General features: G+C 52.8%; 18 protein-coding genes and 2 tRNA genes. 15 read left to right on the top strand and 5 right to left on the bottom strand.

From position 1 onward, the window contains the following. Positions 1-67: 67 nt before the first annotated feature. The gene (gene argA / locus FDW98_RS01205) at positions 68-1,399 is read right to left on the bottom strand and encodes an amino-acid N-acetyltransferase (RefSeq protein ID WP_096755859.1); all 1,332 of its coding nucleotides are present in this window, start codon (positions 1,397-1,399) and stop codon (positions 68-70) included. A gap of 235 nt (positions 1,400-1,634) precedes the next feature. On the opposite strand from argA, the gene amiC reads away from it, so the two are divergent. The 9 genes from amiC (at position 1,635) to FDW98_RS01160 (ending at position 11,101) form a co-directional block, all read left to right on the top strand. Continuing rightward, on the top strand, positions 1,635-2,888 hold the full coding sequence (gene amiC, locus FDW98_RS01200) for an N-acetylmuramoyl-L-alanine amidase AmiC (RefSeq protein ID WP_096755860.1): 1,254 nt from the start codon (positions 1,635-1,637) through the stop codon (positions 2,886-2,888). A gap of 536 nt (positions 2,889-3,424) precedes the next feature. Continuing rightward, positions 3,425-4,036, top strand: a complete 612-nt coding sequence (locus tag FDW98_RS01195; RefSeq protein ID WP_137398731.1) for a fimbrial protein — start codon at positions 3,425-3,427, stop codon at positions 4,034-4,036. 128 nt (positions 4,037-4,164) lie between these two features. Then, the gene (locus tag FDW98_RS01190; protein ID WP_172625551.1) at positions 4,165-4,620 is read left to right on the top strand and encodes a fimbrial protein; all 456 of its coding nucleotides are present in this window, start codon (positions 4,165-4,167) and stop codon (positions 4,618-4,620) included. A gap of 10 nt (positions 4,621-4,630) precedes the next feature. Next, positions 4,631-5,251 carry a fimbrial protein gene (locus tag FDW98_RS01185; protein WP_096755863.1) on the top strand — a complete coding sequence of 207 codons (621 nt, stop codon included), beginning with the start codon at positions 4,631-4,633 and terminating at the stop codon, positions 5,249-5,251. Positions 5,252-5,266: 15 nt separating this feature from the next. Then, the gene (locus FDW98_RS01180) at positions 5,267-5,932 is read left to right on the top strand and encodes a fimbrial protein (RefSeq protein WP_096755864.1); all 666 of its coding nucleotides are present in this window, start codon (positions 5,267-5,269) and stop codon (positions 5,930-5,932) included. 47 nt (positions 5,933-5,979) lie between these two features. Next, positions 5,980-6,690, top strand: a complete 711-nt coding sequence (locus tag FDW98_RS01175) for a fimbria/pilus periplasmic chaperone (RefSeq protein WP_096755865.1) — start codon at positions 5,980-5,982, stop codon at positions 6,688-6,690. Between the two features lie 18 nt (positions 6,691-6,708). Beyond that, positions 6,709-9,345, top strand: coding sequence for an outer membrane usher protein (locus tag FDW98_RS01170; protein ID WP_096755866.1), 2,637 nt, complete (start codon positions 6,709-6,711; stop codon positions 9,343-9,345). After that, positions 9,335-10,000 carry a hypothetical protein gene (locus FDW98_RS01165; protein WP_096755867.1) on the top strand — a complete coding sequence of 222 codons (666 nt, stop codon included), beginning with the start codon at positions 9,335-9,337 and terminating at the stop codon, positions 9,998-10,000. The genes FDW98_RS01170 and FDW98_RS01165 overlap by 11 nt, the downstream gene beginning before the upstream one ends. Positions 10,001-10,012: 12 nt before the next feature. Next, positions 10,013-11,101, top strand: a complete 1,089-nt coding sequence (locus tag FDW98_RS01160) for a fimbrial protein (RefSeq protein WP_096755868.1) — start codon at positions 10,013-10,015, stop codon at positions 11,099-11,101. Positions 11,102-11,491: 390 nt separating this feature from the next. Here FDW98_RS01160 and FDW98_RS01155 read toward each other — a convergent pair. Both FDW98_RS01155 and FDW98_RS01150 read right to left on the bottom strand, forming a co-directional pair. Next, positions 11,492-11,568, bottom strand: a tRNA-Met gene (locus FDW98_RS01155). A gap of 48 nt (positions 11,569-11,616) precedes the next feature. Then, positions 11,617-11,693, bottom strand: a tRNA-Met gene (locus FDW98_RS01150). Between the two features lie 204 nt (positions 11,694-11,897). Here FDW98_RS01150 and mltA point away from each other — a divergent pair. Continuing rightward, on the top strand, positions 11,898-12,995 hold the full coding sequence (gene mltA / locus FDW98_RS01145) for a murein transglycosylase A (protein WP_096755869.1): 1,098 nt from the start codon (positions 11,898-11,900) through the stop codon (positions 12,993-12,995). 133 nt (positions 12,996-13,128) lie between these two features. After that, entirely contained in the window at positions 13,129-13,935 is an 807-nt protein-coding gene (gene tcdA, locus FDW98_RS01140) for a tRNA cyclic N6-threonylcarbamoyladenosine(37) synthase TcdA (RefSeq protein ID WP_096755870.1), read from the top strand. Positions 13,936-14,003: 68 nt separating this feature from the next. Here the strand turns inward: tcdA and csdE are convergent, their stop codons facing one another. Both csdE and csdA read right to left on the bottom strand, forming a co-directional pair. After that, on the bottom strand, positions 14,004-14,447 hold the full coding sequence (gene csdE / locus FDW98_RS01135) for a cysteine desulfurase sulfur acceptor subunit CsdE (protein WP_096755871.1): 444 nt from the start codon (positions 14,445-14,447) through the stop codon (positions 14,004-14,006). Then, entirely contained in the window at positions 14,447-15,652 is a 1,206-nt protein-coding gene (gene csdA / locus FDW98_RS01130; RefSeq protein ID WP_096755872.1) for a cysteine desulfurase CsdA, read from the bottom strand. The genes csdE and csdA overlap by 1 nt, the downstream gene beginning before the upstream one ends. Before the next feature lie 192 nt (positions 15,653-15,844). On the opposite strand from csdA, the gene FDW98_RS01125 reads away from it, so the two are divergent. From FDW98_RS01125 to rlmM, 4 genes are all read left to right on the top strand, one after another. Next, positions 15,845-16,072 carry a YgdI/YgdR family lipoprotein gene (locus FDW98_RS01125; RefSeq protein ID WP_096755873.1) on the top strand — a complete coding sequence of 76 codons (228 nt, stop codon included), beginning with the start codon at positions 15,845-15,847 and terminating at the stop codon, positions 16,070-16,072. A 361-nt stretch (positions 16,073-16,433) separates the two neighbouring features. Continuing rightward, positions 16,434-17,351 carry a glycine cleavage system transcriptional regulator GcvA gene (gene gcvA, locus FDW98_RS01120; protein ID WP_096755874.1) on the top strand — a complete coding sequence of 306 codons (918 nt, stop codon included), beginning with the start codon at positions 16,434-16,436 and terminating at the stop codon, positions 17,349-17,351. Positions 17,352-17,369: 18 nt separating this feature from the next. After that, positions 17,370-17,765: a DUF423 domain-containing protein gene (locus tag FDW98_RS01115; protein WP_096755875.1), complete on the top strand. Its 396-nt coding sequence runs from the start codon at positions 17,370-17,372 to the stop codon at positions 17,763-17,765. Continuing rightward, positions 17,758-18,858 carry a 23S rRNA (cytidine(2498)-2'-O)-methyltransferase RlmM gene (gene rlmM, locus FDW98_RS01110; protein WP_096755876.1) on the top strand — a complete coding sequence of 367 codons (1,101 nt, stop codon included), beginning with the start codon at positions 17,758-17,760 and terminating at the stop codon, positions 18,856-18,858. Before FDW98_RS01115 ends, rlmM begins: the two co-directional genes overlap by 8 nt. Position 18,859: the final 1 nt, after the last annotated feature.

Raw genomic sequence — 18,859 nt, 5'->3', positions numbered from 1 at the left:
TTATCAGGCCTACGGTGCCAGCGAGGTAGGCCGGATAAGGTATTTATGCCGCATCCGGCAACGACCACTACCCTAAATCTGCCATCAGCACTTTTGACCGCCGCTGATAGTTGTACATCTCTTTCTTACTTTCCGGTAGCAGGTCGATATCCACCGGGGTAAAGCCGCGCTCCTGAAACCAGTGAATGCTGCGTGTGGTCAACACGAACAGCTTGCTGAGCCCCATTTGCCGGGCTTGCACGGCGATCCGCTCCAGCAAAACCTCGCCACGCGACGAACTACGATAGTCCGGATGCACCGCCACGCAGGCCATTTCGCCAATTCGTTCTTCCGGGAAAGGGTACAGCGCGGCACAGGCGATGGTCAGGTTATCGCGCTGAATAATGGTGAACTTGTCGATCTCCATTTCCAGTTGTTCGCGCGAGCGGCGAACCAGAATACCTTGCTGCTCCAGCGGGCGGATCAGCTCCAGGATCCCGCCGATATCATTGATGGTTGCGCGACGGATCTGCTCGGCACTCTCCATCACGATTTGCGTCCCAATCCCGTCACGTGAGAACAATTCTTGCAACAGCGTGCCGTCTTCCTGATAGCTAATCAGGTGGCAGCGGCGTACCCCGCTACGACAGGCTTTGACTGCACCCCGCAGGAAGCGCACGGTACCGGAGCTGTAGTCACCGATCGCTTCCTGGGCTTCAACGCGCGCCTGGGCCTCGTTGGGGAACAGTTCGGACACAATATCGCCATCATCGTTAATGACCCCTTGCGAGGAGCAAAAGCCGATCATCTTTTCCGCCTTCAGTTTGATGGCTAACTGAGTGGCGACCTCTTCAGACGTCAAGTTAAAGCTCTCGCCGGTCACAGAAACAGCGACAGGTCCCATCAGAACAATGGCGCCGCTGTCCAGTTGGCGGTGAATCGCCTCTTCATCAATACGACGAATGCGCCCGCTGTGGCAGTAATCGACGCCGTCATCCACGCCCAACGGCTGGGAGATAATAAAATTCCCGCTGACCACGTTGATGTGCGCACCCTGCAAGGGCGTATTGTTCAGGCTCATCGACAGGCGTGCAGTAATATCAAGCTGGAGCAGACCAGCCGCCTGTTTGACCAGCTCCAGCGTTTTGGCGTCGGTCACGCGCGTATTCTTGTGATACACCGGCTCATGATGATGCGCAGCAAGATTGGCATCAATCTGTGGCCGTGCGCCATACACCACAACCAGGCGAATGCCGAGGCTATGAAGGAGTCCAATATCATTGACGATACTGGAAAAATTTTCATGCTCGATGGCTTCGCCGCCCAGCATAATGACAAACGTTTTTCCCCGATGGGTATTGATATAGGGAACAGAATGGCGGAATCCCTGTACCAGCTCGGTTCTACGCTCCTTCACCACGGCACACCTCTATTGCATGATTATTCGTAATTTGTGTATTTTTATTCTGTTTTCGCGTTGTGCGCAAGCGTAATTTTTATTCCTGCTAAAGATTTTTCCCAGTAATGCCGTGCATATAAAAAGAATGTTTACCCTTTTGTAGATGACAGATTATGCGTCATTCGTTAAAGTTTCCGGTCAATTCGGACGTTTTACGTATTACCTCTACTAAAGATTTCTTTTGCTCGGGAGAAGCATGTCGGGATCCAATTCAGCAATCAGTCGCCGCCGTTTACTGAAAGGTGCGGGTGCTATGTGGCTTTTGAGCGTCAGTCAGGTCGGTTTGGCTGCCGTGAGTCAGGTCGTTGCGGTGCGCGTATGGCCAGCGTCCAGCTATACCCGCGTCACGGTAGAATCCAATCGTCTGCTGAAATACAAACAGTTTGCCCTGAGTAATCCTGAGCGTGTGGTGGTAGATATTGAAGGCGTCAATTTGAACTCGGTGCTCAAGGGCATTGGGACGCAGATCCGCCCGGACGATCCGTACATCAAGTCGGCAAGAGTCGGGCAGTTTGACCCGCAGACCGTGCGTATGGTGTTTGAGCTGAAGCAAAATGTGAAGCCACAGCTTTTTGCGCTGGCACCGGTAGCGGGCTTTAAAGAACGACTGGTGATGGATCTCTATCCGGCCAATGCCCAGGATGTACAGGATCCTCTGCTGGCGTTGCTTGAAGATTACAACAAGGGCGATCTGGATAAGCAGGTGCCGCCTGCGCAAAGTGGTCCACAGCCAGGTAAAGCGGGGCGCGATCGTCCGATTGTCATTATGCTCGATCCCGGTCACGGCGGAGAAGACTCCGGTGCCGTGGGGAAATACAAGACGCGCGAAAAAGACGTGGTGCTACAAATTGCCCGCCGTTTGCGTGCGCTGATCGAGAAAGAAGGCAACATGAAGGTCTTTATGACGCGAAATGAAGATATCTTCATTCCGCTGAAGGTACGCGTGGCCAAAGCCCAGAAACAGCGTGCCGATCTGTTTGTCTCTATTCACGCCGATGCGTTTACCAGCCGACAGCCCAGCGGTTCGTCGGTGTTCGCACTCTCCACCAAAGGCGCGACCAGTACGGCCGCAAAATTTTTGGCGCAAACCCAGAACGCCTCGGATCTCATTGGTGGCGTCAGCAAGAGTGGTGACCGCTACGTCGACCACACTATGTTCGATATGGTGCAATCACTGACTATCGCCGACAGCCTGAAGTTTGGTAAAGCGGTGCTGAATAAGCTCGGTAAGGTGAATAATCTGCATAAGAATCAGGTTGAACAGGCCGGGTTTGCGGTACTGAAGGCACCGGATATTCCGTCTATCCTTGTGGAAACAGCGTTTATCAGTAACGTTGAAGAAGAGCGTAAGCTCAAAACAGCGACGTTCCAGCAGGAAGTGGCGGAGTCAATTCTGGCAGGGATCAAAGCGTATTTTGCCGATGGCGCGACGCTGGCAAGAAGGGGATAAATATACACCCTGGCATTCTGATGCAATAAAACGTACGAATGCCCAGGGGGGAATATTATATACCCTAAATAATTCGAGTTGCTTAAAGGCGGCAAGGGAGTGAGTCCCCAGGAGCATAGATAACTATGTGACTGGGGTGAGCGAGCGTAGCCAACACATAAGCAACTTGAAGTATGACGGGTATAGTTGAATTGTTTACAGGACTCGTTAATATATTTCAAATAGGTGTCAGTAAATTTATATTTAGAGGGTTTTAAATTATTAAATTAATTAATATCTGATGTTGTATTCTTTAGGTGTAATGTAATTTTATAACATATTCTTATGCTTATCTTTAATTGATGAGTTTTTTGTATTTATTTTTTCCTAAAATAAACTTAACTCTTCCTTCTCGCTAGGTAATCTATATATATGAAATATAATGTTTCTTCGCATGAAGTACTATCCTTCCAGAAAGTTTCTGGTAGACGTGCAAGTACCGCAAATTTCGGTATTCGGATAGGTTCTAAGCCCATAATTTATTAAAGGATTAATCAATGAAAGTAAAAGTATTATTAGCTGCAATGGGTCTGGTGTTTGCGGGTTCTGCTCTGGCCGCCGGTCCTTATAACGATAGCACAGACATTCATTTTGCCGGTGAGGTATACTCCAACCTCTGCGCGGTTGACGTTGACGGTGGTAGTACCGTTACGCTCGACCCTACCAACGCCAAAGCCGTTGAAGGTCAGTCAGGCTCTGCTCTGCTCAATGAGAAAGTATTCAGCATTAATGTTGACTGTTCAGGTGCCACCACAGCCATCACGGACGAAGGGTTTACCACCATGACCGGCTATCTGACTGCAGCCTCTGGTACCGAAGTCGATGCTGCCACCCAGGCGCTGAAAAACACCGATGTCAGCGCTGCTGGTGCTGTGAACGTGGGCTTCGGCGTGAAGGATAATACCGACAAACTGCAGACCTTTACTTCCGCAGATATAGTCGCGAAGCCGTTAACCGCTGGCGATAATAAATATAAATTTGACTACAAAGTCGGTTATATGAAAGTGGCGAGCGGCGTAACGGCGGGTAAAGTCGCAGCCGACAGCACCTTCATGGTAAATTACCATTTCCCCGACATTTTTATACCGACCACACGGCAAGCGAACTAACGGACTGCTGTTGGTAATAACATAGAACAAGGATGGCAATAATGAAAATAATTAACGCATTTTTTCTATCCGCGTTTTATTTAATATTAGTAGCACCAACCTCTGCGGCCGAATTTACCGTCTCAGGGATGATTAATAAGACCACCTGTGCAATTGACTATAGAGCAAGTAATGTTATCGAGCTGCCGGATGTCAGAGTTGGCCTGCTGCAAGTGGGTGTCCCCCAATCAGCCAGCTCTGGCGGAGCGCTGAGCATTACCGTTTCCTGCGAGGACCCAGACGCCAGCATGGCCTTTGAGGGGCGTTTTACCACCAAGGGCGAGGTCGACCCCACTACCCTGGCGCTAAAAAACATCCTCACCACCGAGTCTGGCGGCGCCCAGGACATCGGGGTACAAATTATCGATACTGCCAGCAGTACCGTCATCGAACCGAATGCCCCAGAGGGCCAGGAGGCCGTCGCGACCGCCACTCTGAACGCGGGCAAGGCGACGTTTAATTTTGACTTTGCCTACGTCAATCTGGGCAACGCTGGCACAGGCGACGTTCGCGTTGAAGCGACGTTTATCGCCACCTATTTATAAGGGGTAGCGCATGAAACTTTTCCCTATGTTATCGGTACTGCTCCCCCTGTTCAGCATCCAGGCGTGGGCCGAGGACACCGTTACGCCGCAAAGCACCTCGCGTGACTACGTGATAACCGGCCGGATAGTGGATGGCACCTGTACTTTATTATTGATTCAGGAATACCAACACAGTAGCACGATTTATTTTGGTACCGTTGCTTTCGGCATAGCGAAAGCAGCCGGTATTGATAAGGTGACTAACACAGTCCCCGCCATCGGCGAGCCAATCGTGTCCAAAGAGATGGCGCTGGGGGTGCAATGCCCAGGCTCAATGCTTGGGGCGACTGTCACCGTAAAAATCACCACCCGCAACGAAGTTGACAGCAGCACCCACGCAATAAAAAACGGCCGTCACGACAAATATGGCGAGGGCGATTTTGGCATCATGCTTCGCAATACCGATAACGACCAGGATATTGATTTTACTGATGCCACCGCCACCTCGGTGGAGCTGGTGCCGTCAACGACCGATGGGGCCAGCGCACAGGCGGAAGTTCATTATCAGGTAAACCTCGTGCGTTACGGCAATAAGGTGGTAGATGTACCCAACCTGGATATACCCATTATGTTTAACGTCACCTATGAATAGGATAGGGGAATAATAATGCGCAACATCATGCTAATGTTGCTGGGGTTCTGCGCCTGTTTCCAGGCGTGTTCCCAGTCCAGCGATACCCTCGAGGTATCGTTTGATGCCCATGTTTACGTCACCGCGTGCACCGCCTGGGTTGAAGACAGCAACGGTGTAATGTCGAGCCTAATCACGCTGCCGCCCGTTTCAGTGAGTGGGGTCAAGAACGGCCAGACAGCGGTAGGGAAAACGGCGTTCAAGGTAAAATTCCAGTGTTCCGAAGGCGATATTATCGATATTGCCGACTTTTTAGCTGAGGGCACCCAGTATTTAACCGTTCGTTTCACGGCCAAAAGTGAGTTAGATCCCGCCACCCAGAGTTTAAAAAACAGCATTCCGGAAAACAGCAACGGCGCGAAAGATATTGGGTTTTTAATTAAAGACAGAACGGATCGCGTCGTTCAATTCGAAACGGGAAAAACCGATCCCACCTATAAAGATTCCTATGTCGCGACAGATGCGCTCTGTGAACACATCGACGATATGTACCGGATCGCTGCAGCCACCAATAGCAAAGAAACTGATTCGATATGCGGTACCTATTCTTTCCCTTACTCAGTGGAATATACCGCTTACGGTAACGACCCAGGGCCCGGCGTCGTGGGGGCCGATGCGACGGTCACCGTTGAATGGAACTAATTTTCGCATTCAGCAATTTATGTATTAAACCAGGAAGGGATTCACACATGAAGTTTTCAACGTTATGTTTAGCCGCTATCGTTGCCGGGGTATTAAGCGCCCCGGCATTCTCCAGCGTGGTGGTTCAGGGCACCCGGGTTATTTATCCTGAATCGGCAAAAGAAATCACCGTTAAAATGGTTAACGAGGGGAAAATTCCCCTACTGGTACAATCCTGGATGGATGACGGCCATGAAAGCGGCGACCCGGCGCAGATGAAATTACCGTTTATCGTCACCCCGCCGGTGTCACGCCTTGACCCGGCAAAAGGACAAAGCGTGCGTATAACCTGGACCGGTCAGGCACTGCCGCAGGACCGGGAATCAATATACTGGTTTAACGTCCTGGAAATTCCGCCAAAAACCGCTGGCACCGAGGGAAGCAGCAAATTAAACCTCGCCCTGCGCTCGCGGATTAAATTTTTCTTTCGACCGAAAAATTTGCCCGGCAATTTCATTGAAGCGCTGAATAATGTTAGCTGGAATATAGCCAATAATGAAATCACGCTAAAAAATGCCTCACCTTATTATTTATCCATCGTCGGTGGCAACATCTGGGTTGGCGAGAAGAAATATACCTACAAAGCCAAAATGTTAAGCCCATTTTCAGAAGATCATTTTGCTATTCCGCAGTTCACCAGCGCCACGGTAAACAAAGTGAGCTGGACGGGATTGAACGACTATGGAGCCGTCACCGAGGTTGTTAAAACGACCAAATAATCTCAGGGAAGGGAGCGTATGCGTAACTTATCTGCAATATCTTGTTTGCCGCCTTTACTGGTCGGCATTTTTTGGCTGCCCGACGCTTTTGCCGACGCAGCAGCGCCTGCGGTGGCGGCCGAGTCCGCAGCCACCGATACCGCCGTTCCTGAGTCTGTAGAATTCAGTAGTGCCTTTTTGATGGGTAACGCCGGTAGCCAGCTCGACCTGAAACGCTTTTCCCGCGGCAACCCGGTGTTGCCCGGCCGTTACAACGTCAGCCTGTGGCTGAACGGCAAGGAAAAGCTCAAAACCCAGGTCACGTTTCAGGAAAATGGCACCGACTACGCCACCCCCTGCTTCCCCCGCAGCCTGCTGGAGCAGATGGATGTCAATATCGCGCCGTTTGAAAACGACGACGAAGACACCTGCTACGTATTATCCCAGGTGTTGGATCACAGCAGCAGCCGCTACGATCCGCTCACGCAACAACTGGACGTTACCATTCCGCAGATTTACCTGCTCAATCATCCGCCTGGTTACGTTTCACCGTCGCGCTGGGATGAAGGCGTGCCGATGGCGATGCTCTCCTATACCAGCAACGCCTGGCATGCGCAGAATGATGGCGCCACTCAGGACTCCTTTTACACCGGCCTGCTGTTCGGTATCAATATGGGCGCGTGGCGCCTGCGCTCGAACGGTGCCTATAACTGGGACAACGACAACGGCGGCGAATACAACAGCTACGATCTCTTCGTCTCGCGTAACATCCCCCCCCTACGGGCGATGATGGAGCTGGGCGACGTGAGAACCAACTCCGACGGGCTGGATTCGGTGTCGTTAGATGGCCTCCATCTGTACAAAGATACCCAGATGGACCCCAGCGCCAACAACTACGTGCCGACGATCCGCGGTGTCGCCAGCAGCAACGCTAAAATCACCGTCCGCCAGCAGGATCGCATCGTCACCCAGGTCACCGTACCGCCGGGGCCGTATGCCATCAGCGATTACTTCGCCGCGCAGAACGGCAGCGATCTTGACGTGACCGTCGAAGAGTCGGACGGCAGCATCCGCACCTTTTCCGTCCCCTTTGCCTCGGTCGCCCACCTGCTCAGCCCCGGCCAGACCGACTGGGATTTTGGCGCAGGCACCGTCGATAAAGACCAGGTGGACGAAACCATCCAGGTTGCCACGTTCTCCGGCGCCTACGGCGTCAATAACCTGTTTACCCTCTATGGCGGCGCGCAGTGGGCGGAAAGCCTGTACGCGGCCGGCATGGCGGGGGTCGCCATGAACACGCTGGTCGGCGCGTTTGCCGTTGACGTCACTCACTCCTCTACCGACGTAAAGGACGAAGGTACGCTCACCGGGCAGAGTTACAGCATCAACTACAGCAAAAGCTTTGACGCCACCGACACCACCTTTAGCGTCACCGGCTACCGTTTCTCTTCAGAAAACTACCTGTCGATGAACGACGCCCTGTCGTTACAGAACACCCTCGACGATTATGCCGAGGAGCACAATACCGACCAGCAAAGCGCCATGCATGCCTACTCGCGTACCCGTAACCAGGTTCAGGCCAATATCTACCAGGACATCACCATCGACGAGGAGAGCTATGGCTCATTCTATCTTAACGGCACCTGGAGCAACTACTGGGGAGACGACGGCAACACCTCCGAATACGCTTTTGGCTACAACAGCAGCATTGGCATTGTGAGCTACAGTATCTCGGTACAGCGCAGCTATGACAGCTACGGCGAAAAGGATGACACCATTAACCTCGGCTTTTCCATCCCGCTCGGCAACGGCTCCACCGTTGATAAAAACGCGTTCAGCAGCCTGAGCATGAACGCCACCAGCGACATGAAAGGCAACGACAACTTCAACACCACCGTGTCCGGCAACTCCAGCGATAGTCGCTACAACTACAGCCTGAACGCCAGCAGCAGCCGTAATAAGGACAGCGACGATCTCACTACCGTGGGCAGTTGGCTAACCTACAATGGCGACGTGACCACCAGCTCGCTGTCGGTTACGGAAGGCCTAAACGGCGACGAACAGTATTCGCTCAGCGCCTCCGGCGGCCTGCTGCTGCATAGCGGCGGCCTGACACTGGCCTCGGGCTACCTGTCCAGCGACAGCACCATGGCGCTGGTACACGCCGAGGGCGCGAAAGGCGCTTCTGGCACCTCCGGCAACGGCGCGGTCGACCGCTTCGGCAACCTGGTGGTCACCAGCCTGAGTCCGTATCGTGAAAATACCGTCGGGCTGGATATCTCCACCATGGAAAATGACATTGAGATCGGCAACACCACCGCCGTCGTGGTTCCCACCAGCGGCGCGCTGGTGCGCATTGATATTGAAACCGATGCCCGCAAAGCCTTGATGCTTGAGCTGGTGCGCGATGACGGCGGCTTTATTCCACTGGCCGCCGACGTCAAAGACGACACGGGCGTCTCCGTCGGCACCGTCGGCCAGGCGGGCGTGGCCTTCGTTCGCGGCGTCGACGACAGCGGCACCCTCTCCGTCGTCTGGGGCGCCAGCAGCGACGAACGCTGCCGCGTCACCTACAGCCTGAGCAGCGATACCGCCATTGTGGGTAAATCCCCGTTCCTGGCCAACCAGCGCTGCCAGATGTCCACCGCGAAACCCGGAGTCAATCATGCGCAATAAATCCTTGGCTTACCCGCTATGGGGGCTACTGGGGCTTCTGCTGTTAGCCAGTGCCACCCTGTTAACCGCTCGGCCGTCTGACGCGGCCGATACCGATACCACGGTGGACTGCTATAGAGGAGTAATGGGCGATTGTAGGAGTAGCACAAAAAATGAGCGCGAGATCTTCTTTACCGCGTCGTTTATCGAACCCGCCTGCGAGGTGACGGTGCCTTCTCAAATCACGCTGCCGGATGCCACTATCAGCGATTTTTTGACGGCCGATAGCCCCCTGAATCTGCAGCCATCTGACAGCGGAGGGTCGTCAAATCTCTACACCGAGTTTGGCGTCACACTCCAGGAATGTGCCATAGATAGCTTAGTCTGGCCAAAACTACACCTGGTGTTTACCGATCTGGGCACGACCACCGGTACGACGGGCATATTTGCAGCGGATGAACCGCCCCGCGACGACGTCGGTTTTGCCATCTTCAGCACCGATGGCGAAACGGTGGACAACGTACTCATTACGACCCCTGAGTTTGAAAACCTCGGTAGTAATGCCGAAGGTACGACTTACCACTTTAAAGCGCGAATGCAGGTTCACCCTAACGCAACAAGCATTACCCCAGGCCCGGTGGTGGGCAGCGTCAGCGTTGTGGTTGATTATGAATAAGGGAATATTATAATGAAAAAATATGGACTAGTGATTTTGTTGCTGATTTTTAGCCGCTCAGTGTTTGCTGGTGACCAGTGTTATTTTGCACTAAATAAGGCCACGGTACTTTATCTTAAGCTCATCGGTCCTCAGTCGATAACACTGCCATCCAATACAAACGAGGCACAGCTTATTGCTGAATATCAAACACAGGGCGTTGTAACGTCGTACTATCAAGAAACTCAGAACGCCAACGCCAACGCCATGGATATGACCGTGGTACAAGCATCTTCAGCATTCCCGCCACCAACCACAAAAGCGCCTAATGGTGCCCTGTTATATCCCGTCTACCCCGGTGCGCCGCAGACGGGTTTTGCATTGGCGTTTAAAGTTAGCGGCCCGCCAGGTACACGCTACATTACAGAGTCAGGAACTTACGGTGGAAAGGAAGGTACGTTATTCCCTGGCCTGACGAAAGAGCAGTGCAATAACGCAACCTGGACTATCACAGCTGAACTGTGGCATGCGGGTAATTATTACAAGAATGAATCGAAGCTTACGACAATAACGGCAATGCCGAGTGTGTCGTACTTCACATTGTATTTTAATACTCATGGGTATGGCGATAGTTCGGCCCATATGTATTTCGATAGCGGTGCCGCCATTACCGTGGCTCCAACAACATGCAATCTGTCTATAAACAGCTCTACGATTGATTTTGGCAAGCTGGATGTCCGTACGTACCAAACCTGGCCGGATAAAGAGGTGATCTTAACCAGCAATGGTTGTTCACAGGTCGGCGCGGCGCAGTTGCGTATACTCTCCAACGGCCATCTAGCACCAAAGGCTCTCGCATTGGGGAATCAGTTGACCGGAGATAATGCTGCCCAAAACATCCTGGTAAATTTTCTCGACAAGTCTGGTAAAGCCATTAAATTTGATATAAACGATTCGACTGAAGGCCTGAGCTGCGATGACGAATCCCTGACTTTCGACAGTAACGGTTTTATCAATACCTGCACCCATACAGTGATTGCCAATATCTATCCCCCGTCTGGAGAAGAGCCGACAACCGGCTATTTTTCAACCAGCGCCACCTTCAGCGTCACCTACTACTAACAACACCCCCCACAGCAAAGCCCGGAAACCGGGCTTTGCTGCCCTACCTCCGCTTAACCGTAGGCGTTCAGCGTCCGCTGGCACAGCGCCGAACGCACGCAGTCGTCTTTGGTGAATCGAACGATCCCAGCTAAAAACAGCGCGATTCATCAAGCTCTGCTCACCGTTGTTTTCAGGAATGGCGTGATGCCGGGGTTTTTGAATGATTCTGGCAGAATCGCTAAGGAATGGGAAATTCGAGGCCACCGTTAACGTTAATTACTATTAATCCCGGCGACTACCGCCTGTATCAGATGCAGGCGGACAGCAGACACAAAAAAACCGCATCAAGCTTAACGCTTTTGCGGTTTTATTTTTAAGGCCTTATTAAGCGACCTTAACAGATTGTGTTGGTTGCGGGGGCCGGATTTGAACCGACGACCTTCGGGTTATGAGCCCGACGAGCTACCAGGCTGCTCCACCCCGCGTCCGTCATTACTCTTCCATCGAGTAACGTTACTGCTTCAAATTTTAATTGGTTGCGGGGGCCAGATTTGAACTGACGACCTTCGGGTTATGAGCCCGACGAGCTACCAGGCTGCTCCACCCCGCGTCCGTGGATGCGCACTATACTCTGCTAACGATTTCATGCAACCTTTTTTTACGTGGATCACTGTTTTAGGATGAAAATGAACAAAAACAACGCATTTCGGTCTATTTTTTGTTCAAAATTTGCCTTGAGGTATGTATTCGCATTTCATTAGGTTCAGGGGTTTGTTATCTTCATCTCGCATTCAGGCAACATAAGACGAGAACAATGAAAGGACGTTGGGCAAAATATCTTCTGGCGGGGGCGGTAGTCGTGATGCTCGCCGCGTGTTCCTCAAAACCCACCGATCGTGGGCAGCAGTATAAAGACGGGAAATTGACCCAGCCTTTCTCACTGGTGAACCAGCCTGATGCGGTTGGCGCGCCAATCAATGCCGGTGATTTCGCCGAGCAGGTTAATCAGATCCGCAGTTCCTCACCGCGTTTATATGGCAATCAAAGCAACGTCTACAACGCTATCCAGGAATGGTTACGCGCGGGCGGTGATACGCGCAGTATGCGCCAGTTTGGTATTGATGCCTGGCAAATGGAAGGGGCGGACAATTACGGTAACGTCCAGTTTACCGGTTACTACACGCCGGTTATTCAGGCGCGCCACACGCGTCAGGGTGAGTTCCAGTATCCTATCTATCGCATGCCGCCAAAACGTGGGCGCTTACCAACGCGTGCTGAAATCTACGCCGGGGCGCTGAGTGACAACTATATTCTGGCCTACAGCAACTCCCTGATGGACAACTTCATTATGGATGTGCAGGGCAGCGGCTATATTGACTTCGGCGATGGCAGCCCGCTTAACTTCTTTAGCTATGCCGGGAAAAACGGCCATGCCTACCGCAGTATTGGTAAAGTACTGATCGACCGTGGCGAAGTGAAGAAAGAAGATATGTCGATGCAGGCGATCCGCCACTGGGGCGAAACGCACAGCGAAGCCGAAGTACGTGAGCTGCTGGAGCAAAACCCGTCGTTCGTCTTCTTTAAACCACAATCTTATGCTCCGGTTAAAGGTGCCAGCGCAGTGCCGCTGATTGGCCGCGCATCGGTTGCCTCCGATCGCAGCATTATTCCAGCCGGTACGACATTACTGGCAGAAGTCCCGCTGCTGGATAATAACGGCAAATTTACCGGTCAGTATGAACTGCGCTTGATGGTGGCACTGGATGTCGGTGGCGCTATCAAAGGCCAGCACTTTGATATCTACCAGGGTATTGGTGCCGATGCCGGACATCGCGCAGGTTGGTATAATCACTATGGTCGCGTCTGGGTGCTGAAGTCATCCGGCAGCGCGGGTAACGTATTTAGCGGCTAGTTGCCTGATGGCGGCTAGCCTTATCAGGCCTACAAATTAGCGCGTAGGCCGGATAAGCGAAGCGCCATCCGGCTATGAAACGACACTCAGGGCGGCATTGTCCGCTCTTTTTGTTTTCTATATCTGAGGTTCTATGTCAGTGGTAATAAGCGACGCCTGGCGTCAGCGTTTTGGTGGCACCGCGCGTCTGTATGGTGAAAATGCCCTGCAATTGTTTGCCGGGGCGCATGTTTGCGTGGTCGGGATTGGTGGCGTGGGCTCGTGGGCGGCAGAAGCACTGGCGCGTACCGGGATTGGCGCGATTACGCTCATCGATATGGATGATGTGTGCGTCACCAATACTAACCGTCAGATCCATGCCCTGCGAGATACCGTCGGGCAGGCGAAAGCCGAGGTGATGGCCGAGCGGATACGCCAGATTAACCCGGAGTGTCGGGTTAATGTTGTTGACGATTTTGTCACGCCAGATAATGTTGCTGAGTATATGAACGCGGGCTTTTCGTATGTCATTGACGCTATCGACAGCGTGCGCCCGAAAGCGGCGCTGATTGCTTACTGTCGACGCAATAAAATTCCGCTGGTCACCACCGGTGGCGCGGGGGGGCAGATCGACCCCACGCAGATTCAGGTCGTTGATCTGGCAAAAACCATTCAGGATCCGCTGGCGGCGAAGTTACGTGAGCGGCTAAAAAGCGATTTTGGCGTGGTGAAGAACAGTAAAGGCAAGCTGGGTGTGGACTGCGTGTTCTCGACCGAAGCGCTGGTGTACCCGCAGGCTGACGGCTCCGTGTGTGCGATGAAGGCGACGGCGGAAGGGCCGAAACGTATGGATTGTGCATCCGGATTTGGCGCGGCCACCATGGTGACCGCAACCTTTGGCTTTGTTGCCGTGTCTCACGCACTGAAGAAGATGATGGCGAAAGCCGCGCGTCAACCCTGATTGTGTCGGATGGCGCTACGCTTATCCGACCTACGGTTTGTGTGGCGTTGTAGGCCGGATAAGACGCATCAGCGTTGCCATCCGGCATCCTGAACTGCCCCAATGAGCGCATTCAACCCCTGGCTGCGCGAGGCGCTAAGCTGTGCGCGTAAACCCAATTCATCAAAGAACGCCATTGGCGAATGCGTCTGTAACTCGGCGGCGGTTTTGCCCTCGACGGCGGTGAGTAAAACCGCCAGCAGACCGCGCACGATACGTCCTTCGCTGTCGCCAAAAAAATGCAGGGTGCCATTATCCTGCAGGGTATACCCCAGCCAGACGCGGTTTTCGCATCCGGCAATTTCTTTGGCCTGTGCCTTCAGCGCATCCGGCAGAGCCGGAAGCTGCTTACCGAGCAGGATCAACTGACGGTATTTATCTTCCCATTGGTTGAGTGGGAGAAAGGTATTGCGTAATGTCTCTTCGGTTACGGTTGTGCCAAACGGGTGTCCGGCGAGCAGAGGAGTTGTCATTAATCCACCAATATTTCCAGCGCGCGGTCAACGGCTGTGACCAACGCATCCACATCACTTTGGCTATTATAAGGTGCAAATGAGGCGCGCAGGGTGCCTGATACGCCAAGTTCTGCCAACAGCGGCTGTGCGCAGTGCTGTCCTGCACGCAGCGCAATGCCATATTCGGCCAGCAGCGTGACCATATCGCTGTGGTGCACCCCGGCGAAGTCAAAGGCTAACAGGCTGGAATCCTGACAGCGGAAGGAGCGGAATCCAGGCCGTTTTGCCAGCGCATCTTCCGCCAGCGTCGCCAGACCACGGCTCCAGCTCTCGGCCTGAACAATGTCGATATCCGCCAGCCATTCCAGCGCCGCGCTCAGGCCGATGACTCCGGCCACGTTAGGCGTACCCGCTTCCAGCTTCCACGGTGCTGCCTGAGTGGTGAACCCCTCAAAGCTGACCTCGCTAATCATCTTGCCACCGCCGAGCCAGGGTGACATGGCGTCCAGTAGCTCAGGCTTACCGTACAGTGCGCCAATGCCGGTTGGACCATACAGCTTGTGGCCCGAGAAGGCATAGAAATCAATATCTAACTGCTGAACGTCGGCGGGGAAATGCACCACGCCCTGAGCGCCGTCTACCATCACCACCATTCCTGCCGCGTGGGCAAGTGTAATCGCGCGCGCTAAATCCGGGCAGCCGCCGGTGACGTTAGACATCTGTCCCAGCGCCAGTATGCGACTGCGCGGGGTGATAAGCTCGGGCAAACGCTCAACATCAGGAAGTAACTGCGCGTTGAGCGGCAGCCTGACGACTCTGGCCCCGGTTTGCTGGGCGACCATCAGCCAGGGAACGAGGTTGGCGTGATGTTCTGCCACGCTAACGATGATCTCATCACCCGGCTGCAAGCGTGGGCGCGCGTAGCTTTGCGCCACCATATTGATGGCCTCCGTCGTGCCGCGGGTCCAGACGATGGTTTTGTCATCTGGCGCGTTGATCAGACGGGCGACTTTTTCCCGTGCAGCCTCATAGCGGGCGGTCAGGCGCTGGGCTTCGGCAAACTGGCTGCGATGGACGTTCCCGGCGCTCAGGCTATAAAACTGATGCGTAGCGTCAATAACCGTCTGCGGCTTGAGCGCCGTGGCGGCGCTGTCGAGATAGACGCCAGCATCATTGAGTGCGGGAAACTGTGCGCGAAACTGCGCGGGGTTAAAAGCGTTCATGGGATTCCTCAGTTCAATACCCCGATCGTGGCGCAAAAAGGGCGCTGGCACAAGGGTAACCCTAAGCATCGGAATCCTCTGGATATCCTGGTGAAATCAGACCAGTGTCTTATGCTAGATAATGTTGGGCGAAGATTTTTGCCTGTTATGAAATTCGTTTTATCTAGCATAAATCGCTTTAAGGAGAAGAATATGAAAAAGACTGCCGCCATTATCTCTGCCTGTATGCTGACTTTTGCCCTGAGCGCCTGTTCTGGTTCGAACTATGTAATGCACACCAACGATGGTCGGACAATCGTGTCTGATGGCAAGCCAAAGACCGATGATGAAACGGGAATGATTTCGTATAAGGACGCTAACGGCAACAAACAGCAGATTAACCGTACTGACGTGAAAGAGATGGTAGAACTGGAGAACTAGCCGCTTGGCCATCGATAAACGTAGACAAAAAAAAGCACCGCAAATTGGCGGTGCTACATTAATCACTATGGACAGACAGGGTAAATGTACAGGAAGTGAAAAAGGGTAGCTTTGCTACCATGGTCTGAATCGCAGACCAATTGCAAACACAACAACACAACATCACAACCGTAAGCCAAAAGCTCACCAGAACACGCATTCCGATAAAACTTTTCGTTCCGGCTTCAGGAAGTGCCGCCACTATAGGTATTTGCTGGTAGAACCTCAACGGACAATTTATAATGGCTCAGATTAAAAAAACTAATAGGTTACAGCCTGTTAGATAACTGTTAAATTCATTTAACATCAAAGCCTAAAAGTCATGTCAAAACGATTACCACCCTTAAATGCGTTACGTGTTTTTGATGCCGCAGCGCGTCATTTGAGCTTTACTCGCGCAGCAGAAGAGCTTTTTGTGACGCAGGCCGCAGTAAGTCACCAAATCAAGTCACTCGAGGATTTCCTGGGGCTGAAGCTGTTCCGTCGACGCAATCGATCTCTTCTGTTGACGGAGGAAGGCCAAAGCTACTTTCTCGACATCAAAGAGATTTTTTCGCAATTAACCGATGCGACGCGTAAACTTCAGGCACGCAGTGCAAAAGGTGCGCTTACCGTCAGTTTATTGCCCAGTTTTGCCATTCAATGGCTGGTGCCCAGACTCTCTAGCTTTAACTCAGCTTATCCGGGAATCGACGTCAGGATCCAGGCGGTTGACCGTCAGGAAGATAAACTGGCTGACGATGTTGACGTGGCGATTTTTTATGGTCGCGGCAACTGGCCTGGCCTGCGCGTCGAAAAATTGTACGCAGAATATCTGTTGCCGGTCTGCTCTCCTTTATTGCTCACCGGCGATAAACCGCTGAAGACGCCAGAGGATCTGGCAAAGCACACGTTATTGCATGATGCTTCTCGCCGCGACTGGCAGGCCTATACGCGCCAGCTTGGGTTGAATCATATTAACGTTCAGCAGGGACCTATCTTCAGCCATAGCGCCATGGTGCTACAGGCTGCCATCCATGGACAGGGTGTTGCGCTGGCCAATAACGTGATGTCGCAATCAGAAATTGAAGCGGGCCGTCTGGTTTGCCCGTTTAATGATGTGTTGGTCAGCAAAAACGCGTTTTATCTGGTTTGTCATGACAGTCAGGCAGAACTGGGTAAAATAGCCGCCTTCCGTCAGTGGATTCTGGCGAAAGCGGCCACTGAACAAGAAAAATTCCGCTTTCGTTACGAACAATAATTTACGTAGGGTATTAACATGACCAGCCGTTTTATGCTGATTTTTGCCGCCATAAGTGGCTTTATCTTTGTTGCTCTGGGCGCGTTTGGGGCTCACGTGCTAAGCAAAACGCTTGGCGTTGTTGAAATGGGTTGGATCCAGACCGGTCTTGAGTATCAGGCGTTTCATACGCTGGCTATTTTTGGTCTGGCCGTCGCCATGCAGCGACGTATCAGCATTTGGTTTTACTGGAGTAGCGTGTTCATGGCATTAGGCACCGTGCTGTTTAGCGGTAGCCTGTATTGCCTCGCGCTCTCTCATTTACGCCTGTGGGCGTTTGTTACCCCGGTCGGCGGTTTCAGCTTCCTGGTAGGTTGGGCGCTGATGTTAGTGGGTGCTATTCGATTGAAACGTAAGGGCGTTAGCCATGAATAAGGTTGTATTGTTGTGTCGCCCGGGTTTTGAGAAAGAGTGCGCCGCAGAAATTACGGATAAAGCAACACGCCGGGAAGTGTTCGGCTTTGCCCGCGTGAAAGACAATGCGGGCTACGTGACTTTTGAGTGCTATCAGCAGGGGGATGCTGAAAAGCTCGTAAAAGAGTTGCCGTTTAGTTCGCTGATTTTTGCTCGCCAGATGTTTGTTGTCGGCGAGTTGCTGCAATATTTACCGCCGGAAGACCGCATTACGCCGATTGTTGGCATGCTGCAGGGCGTGGTGGAAAAAGGCGGCGATTTGCGTGTAGAAGTGGCCGACACCAACGAAAGCAAAGAACTGGTGAAGTTTTGCCGCAAATTTACCGTACCGCTACGTGCGGCGCTGCGCGAAGCGGGCGTACTGGCAAAGTATGAGACACCAAAGCGCCCGGTAGTCCATGTGTTCTTTATTGCGCCGGGCTGCTGTTACACCGGCTATTCCTGGCCTGACAACAACTCGCCGTTTTACATGGGGATCCCACGTCTGAAGTTCCCGGCCGATGCGCCGAGTCGCTCAACGCTGAAGCTGGAAGAAGCGCTGCATGTCTTTATTCCGGCCGATGAGTGGGATGAGCGTCTGGCAAACGGAATGTATGCGGTGGATTTAGGCGCATGTCCTGGCGGCTGGACCTATCAGCTGGTCAAACGCAACATGTGGGTTTACTCCGTGGACAATGGTCCGATGGCGCAAAGCCTGATGGATACCGGACAGGTTACCTGGCTGCGTGAAGACGGATTTAAGTACCGTCCGAATCGTAGCAACATTTCGTGGATGGTTTGCGATATGGTGGAGAAGCCGGCGAAAGTTGCCGCGCTGATGGCGCAGTGGCTGGTCAATGGCTGGTGTCGTGAGACGATTTTCAATCTCAAACTGCCGATGAAAAAACGCTACGAAGAAGTGTCGCAAAACCTGGCGTATATTCAGGAGCAGTTGGATGAACACAACATCAATGCACAGATTCAGGCGCGTCAGCTGTACCATGACCGCGAAGAAGTGACCGTGCACGTGCGCCGTCTGTGGGCGGCTGTTGGTGGTCGTCGCGACGAGCGATAAG

This window comes from Citrobacter sp. wls711 (assembly GCF_005281055.1).
Taxonomy (GTDB): Bacteria; Pseudomonadota; Gammaproteobacteria; order Enterobacterales; family Enterobacteriaceae; genus Citrobacter; species Citrobacter gillenii.
Note: the sequence above shows the minus strand (reverse complement) of the source record. Positions and strands in the feature narration are given on the sequence as shown.

What these genes read in the sequence shown, in the direction of transcription:
- tcdA (WP_096755870.1), top strand. Translation starts at nt 13,129, where the DNA reads ATGTCAGTGGTAATAAGCGACGCCTGGCGTCAGCGTTTTGGTGGCACC.
- rlmM (WP_096755876.1), top strand. Translation starts at nt 17,758, where the DNA reads ATGAATAAGGTTGTATTGTTGTGTCGCCCGGGTTTTGAGAAAGAGTGC.
- FDW98_RS01125 (WP_096755873.1), top strand. Translation starts at nt 15,845, where the DNA reads ATGAAAAAGACTGCCGCCATTATCTCTGCCTGTATGCTGACTTTTGCC.
- FDW98_RS01175 (WP_096755865.1), top strand. Translation starts at nt 5,980, where the DNA reads ATGAAGTTTTCAACGTTATGTTTAGCCGCTATCGTTGCCGGGGTATTA.
- mltA (WP_096755869.1), top strand. Translation starts at nt 11,898, where the DNA reads ATGAAAGGACGTTGGGCAAAATATCTTCTGGCGGGGGCGGTAGTCGTG.
- amiC (WP_096755860.1), top strand. Translation starts at nt 1,635, where the DNA reads ATGTCGGGATCCAATTCAGCAATCAGTCGCCGCCGTTTACTGAAAGGT.
- FDW98_RS01170 (WP_096755866.1), top strand. Translation starts at nt 6,709, where the DNA reads ATGCGTAACTTATCTGCAATATCTTGTTTGCCGCCTTTACTGGTCGGC.
- FDW98_RS01195 (WP_137398731.1), top strand. Translation starts at nt 3,425, where the DNA reads ATGAAAGTAAAAGTATTATTAGCTGCAATGGGTCTGGTGTTTGCGGGT.
- FDW98_RS01180 (WP_096755864.1), top strand. Translation starts at nt 5,267, where the DNA reads ATGCGCAACATCATGCTAATGTTGCTGGGGTTCTGCGCCTGTTTCCAG.
- FDW98_RS01160 (WP_096755868.1), top strand. Translation starts at nt 10,013, where the DNA reads ATGAAAAAATATGGACTAGTGATTTTGTTGCTGATTTTTAGCCGCTCA.
- csdE (WP_096755871.1), bottom strand. Translation starts at nt 14,447, where the DNA reads ATGACAACTCCTCTGCTCGCCGGACACCCGTTTGGCACAACCGTAACC.
- FDW98_RS01190 (WP_172625551.1), top strand. Translation starts at nt 4,165, where the DNA reads ATGATTAATAAGACCACCTGTGCAATTGACTATAGAGCAAGTAATGTT.
- FDW98_RS01165 (WP_096755867.1), top strand. Translation starts at nt 9,335, where the DNA reads ATGCGCAATAAATCCTTGGCTTACCCGCTATGGGGGCTACTGGGGCTT.
- gcvA (WP_096755874.1), top strand. Translation starts at nt 16,434, where the DNA reads ATGTCAAAACGATTACCACCCTTAAATGCGTTACGTGTTTTTGATGCC.
- FDW98_RS01185 (WP_096755863.1), top strand. Translation starts at nt 4,631, where the DNA reads ATGAAACTTTTCCCTATGTTATCGGTACTGCTCCCCCTGTTCAGCATC.
- csdA (WP_096755872.1), bottom strand. Translation starts at nt 15,652, where the DNA reads ATGAACGCTTTTAACCCCGCGCAGTTTCGCGCACAGTTTCCCGCACTC.
- FDW98_RS01115 (WP_096755875.1), top strand. Translation starts at nt 17,370, where the DNA reads ATGACCAGCCGTTTTATGCTGATTTTTGCCGCCATAAGTGGCTTTATC.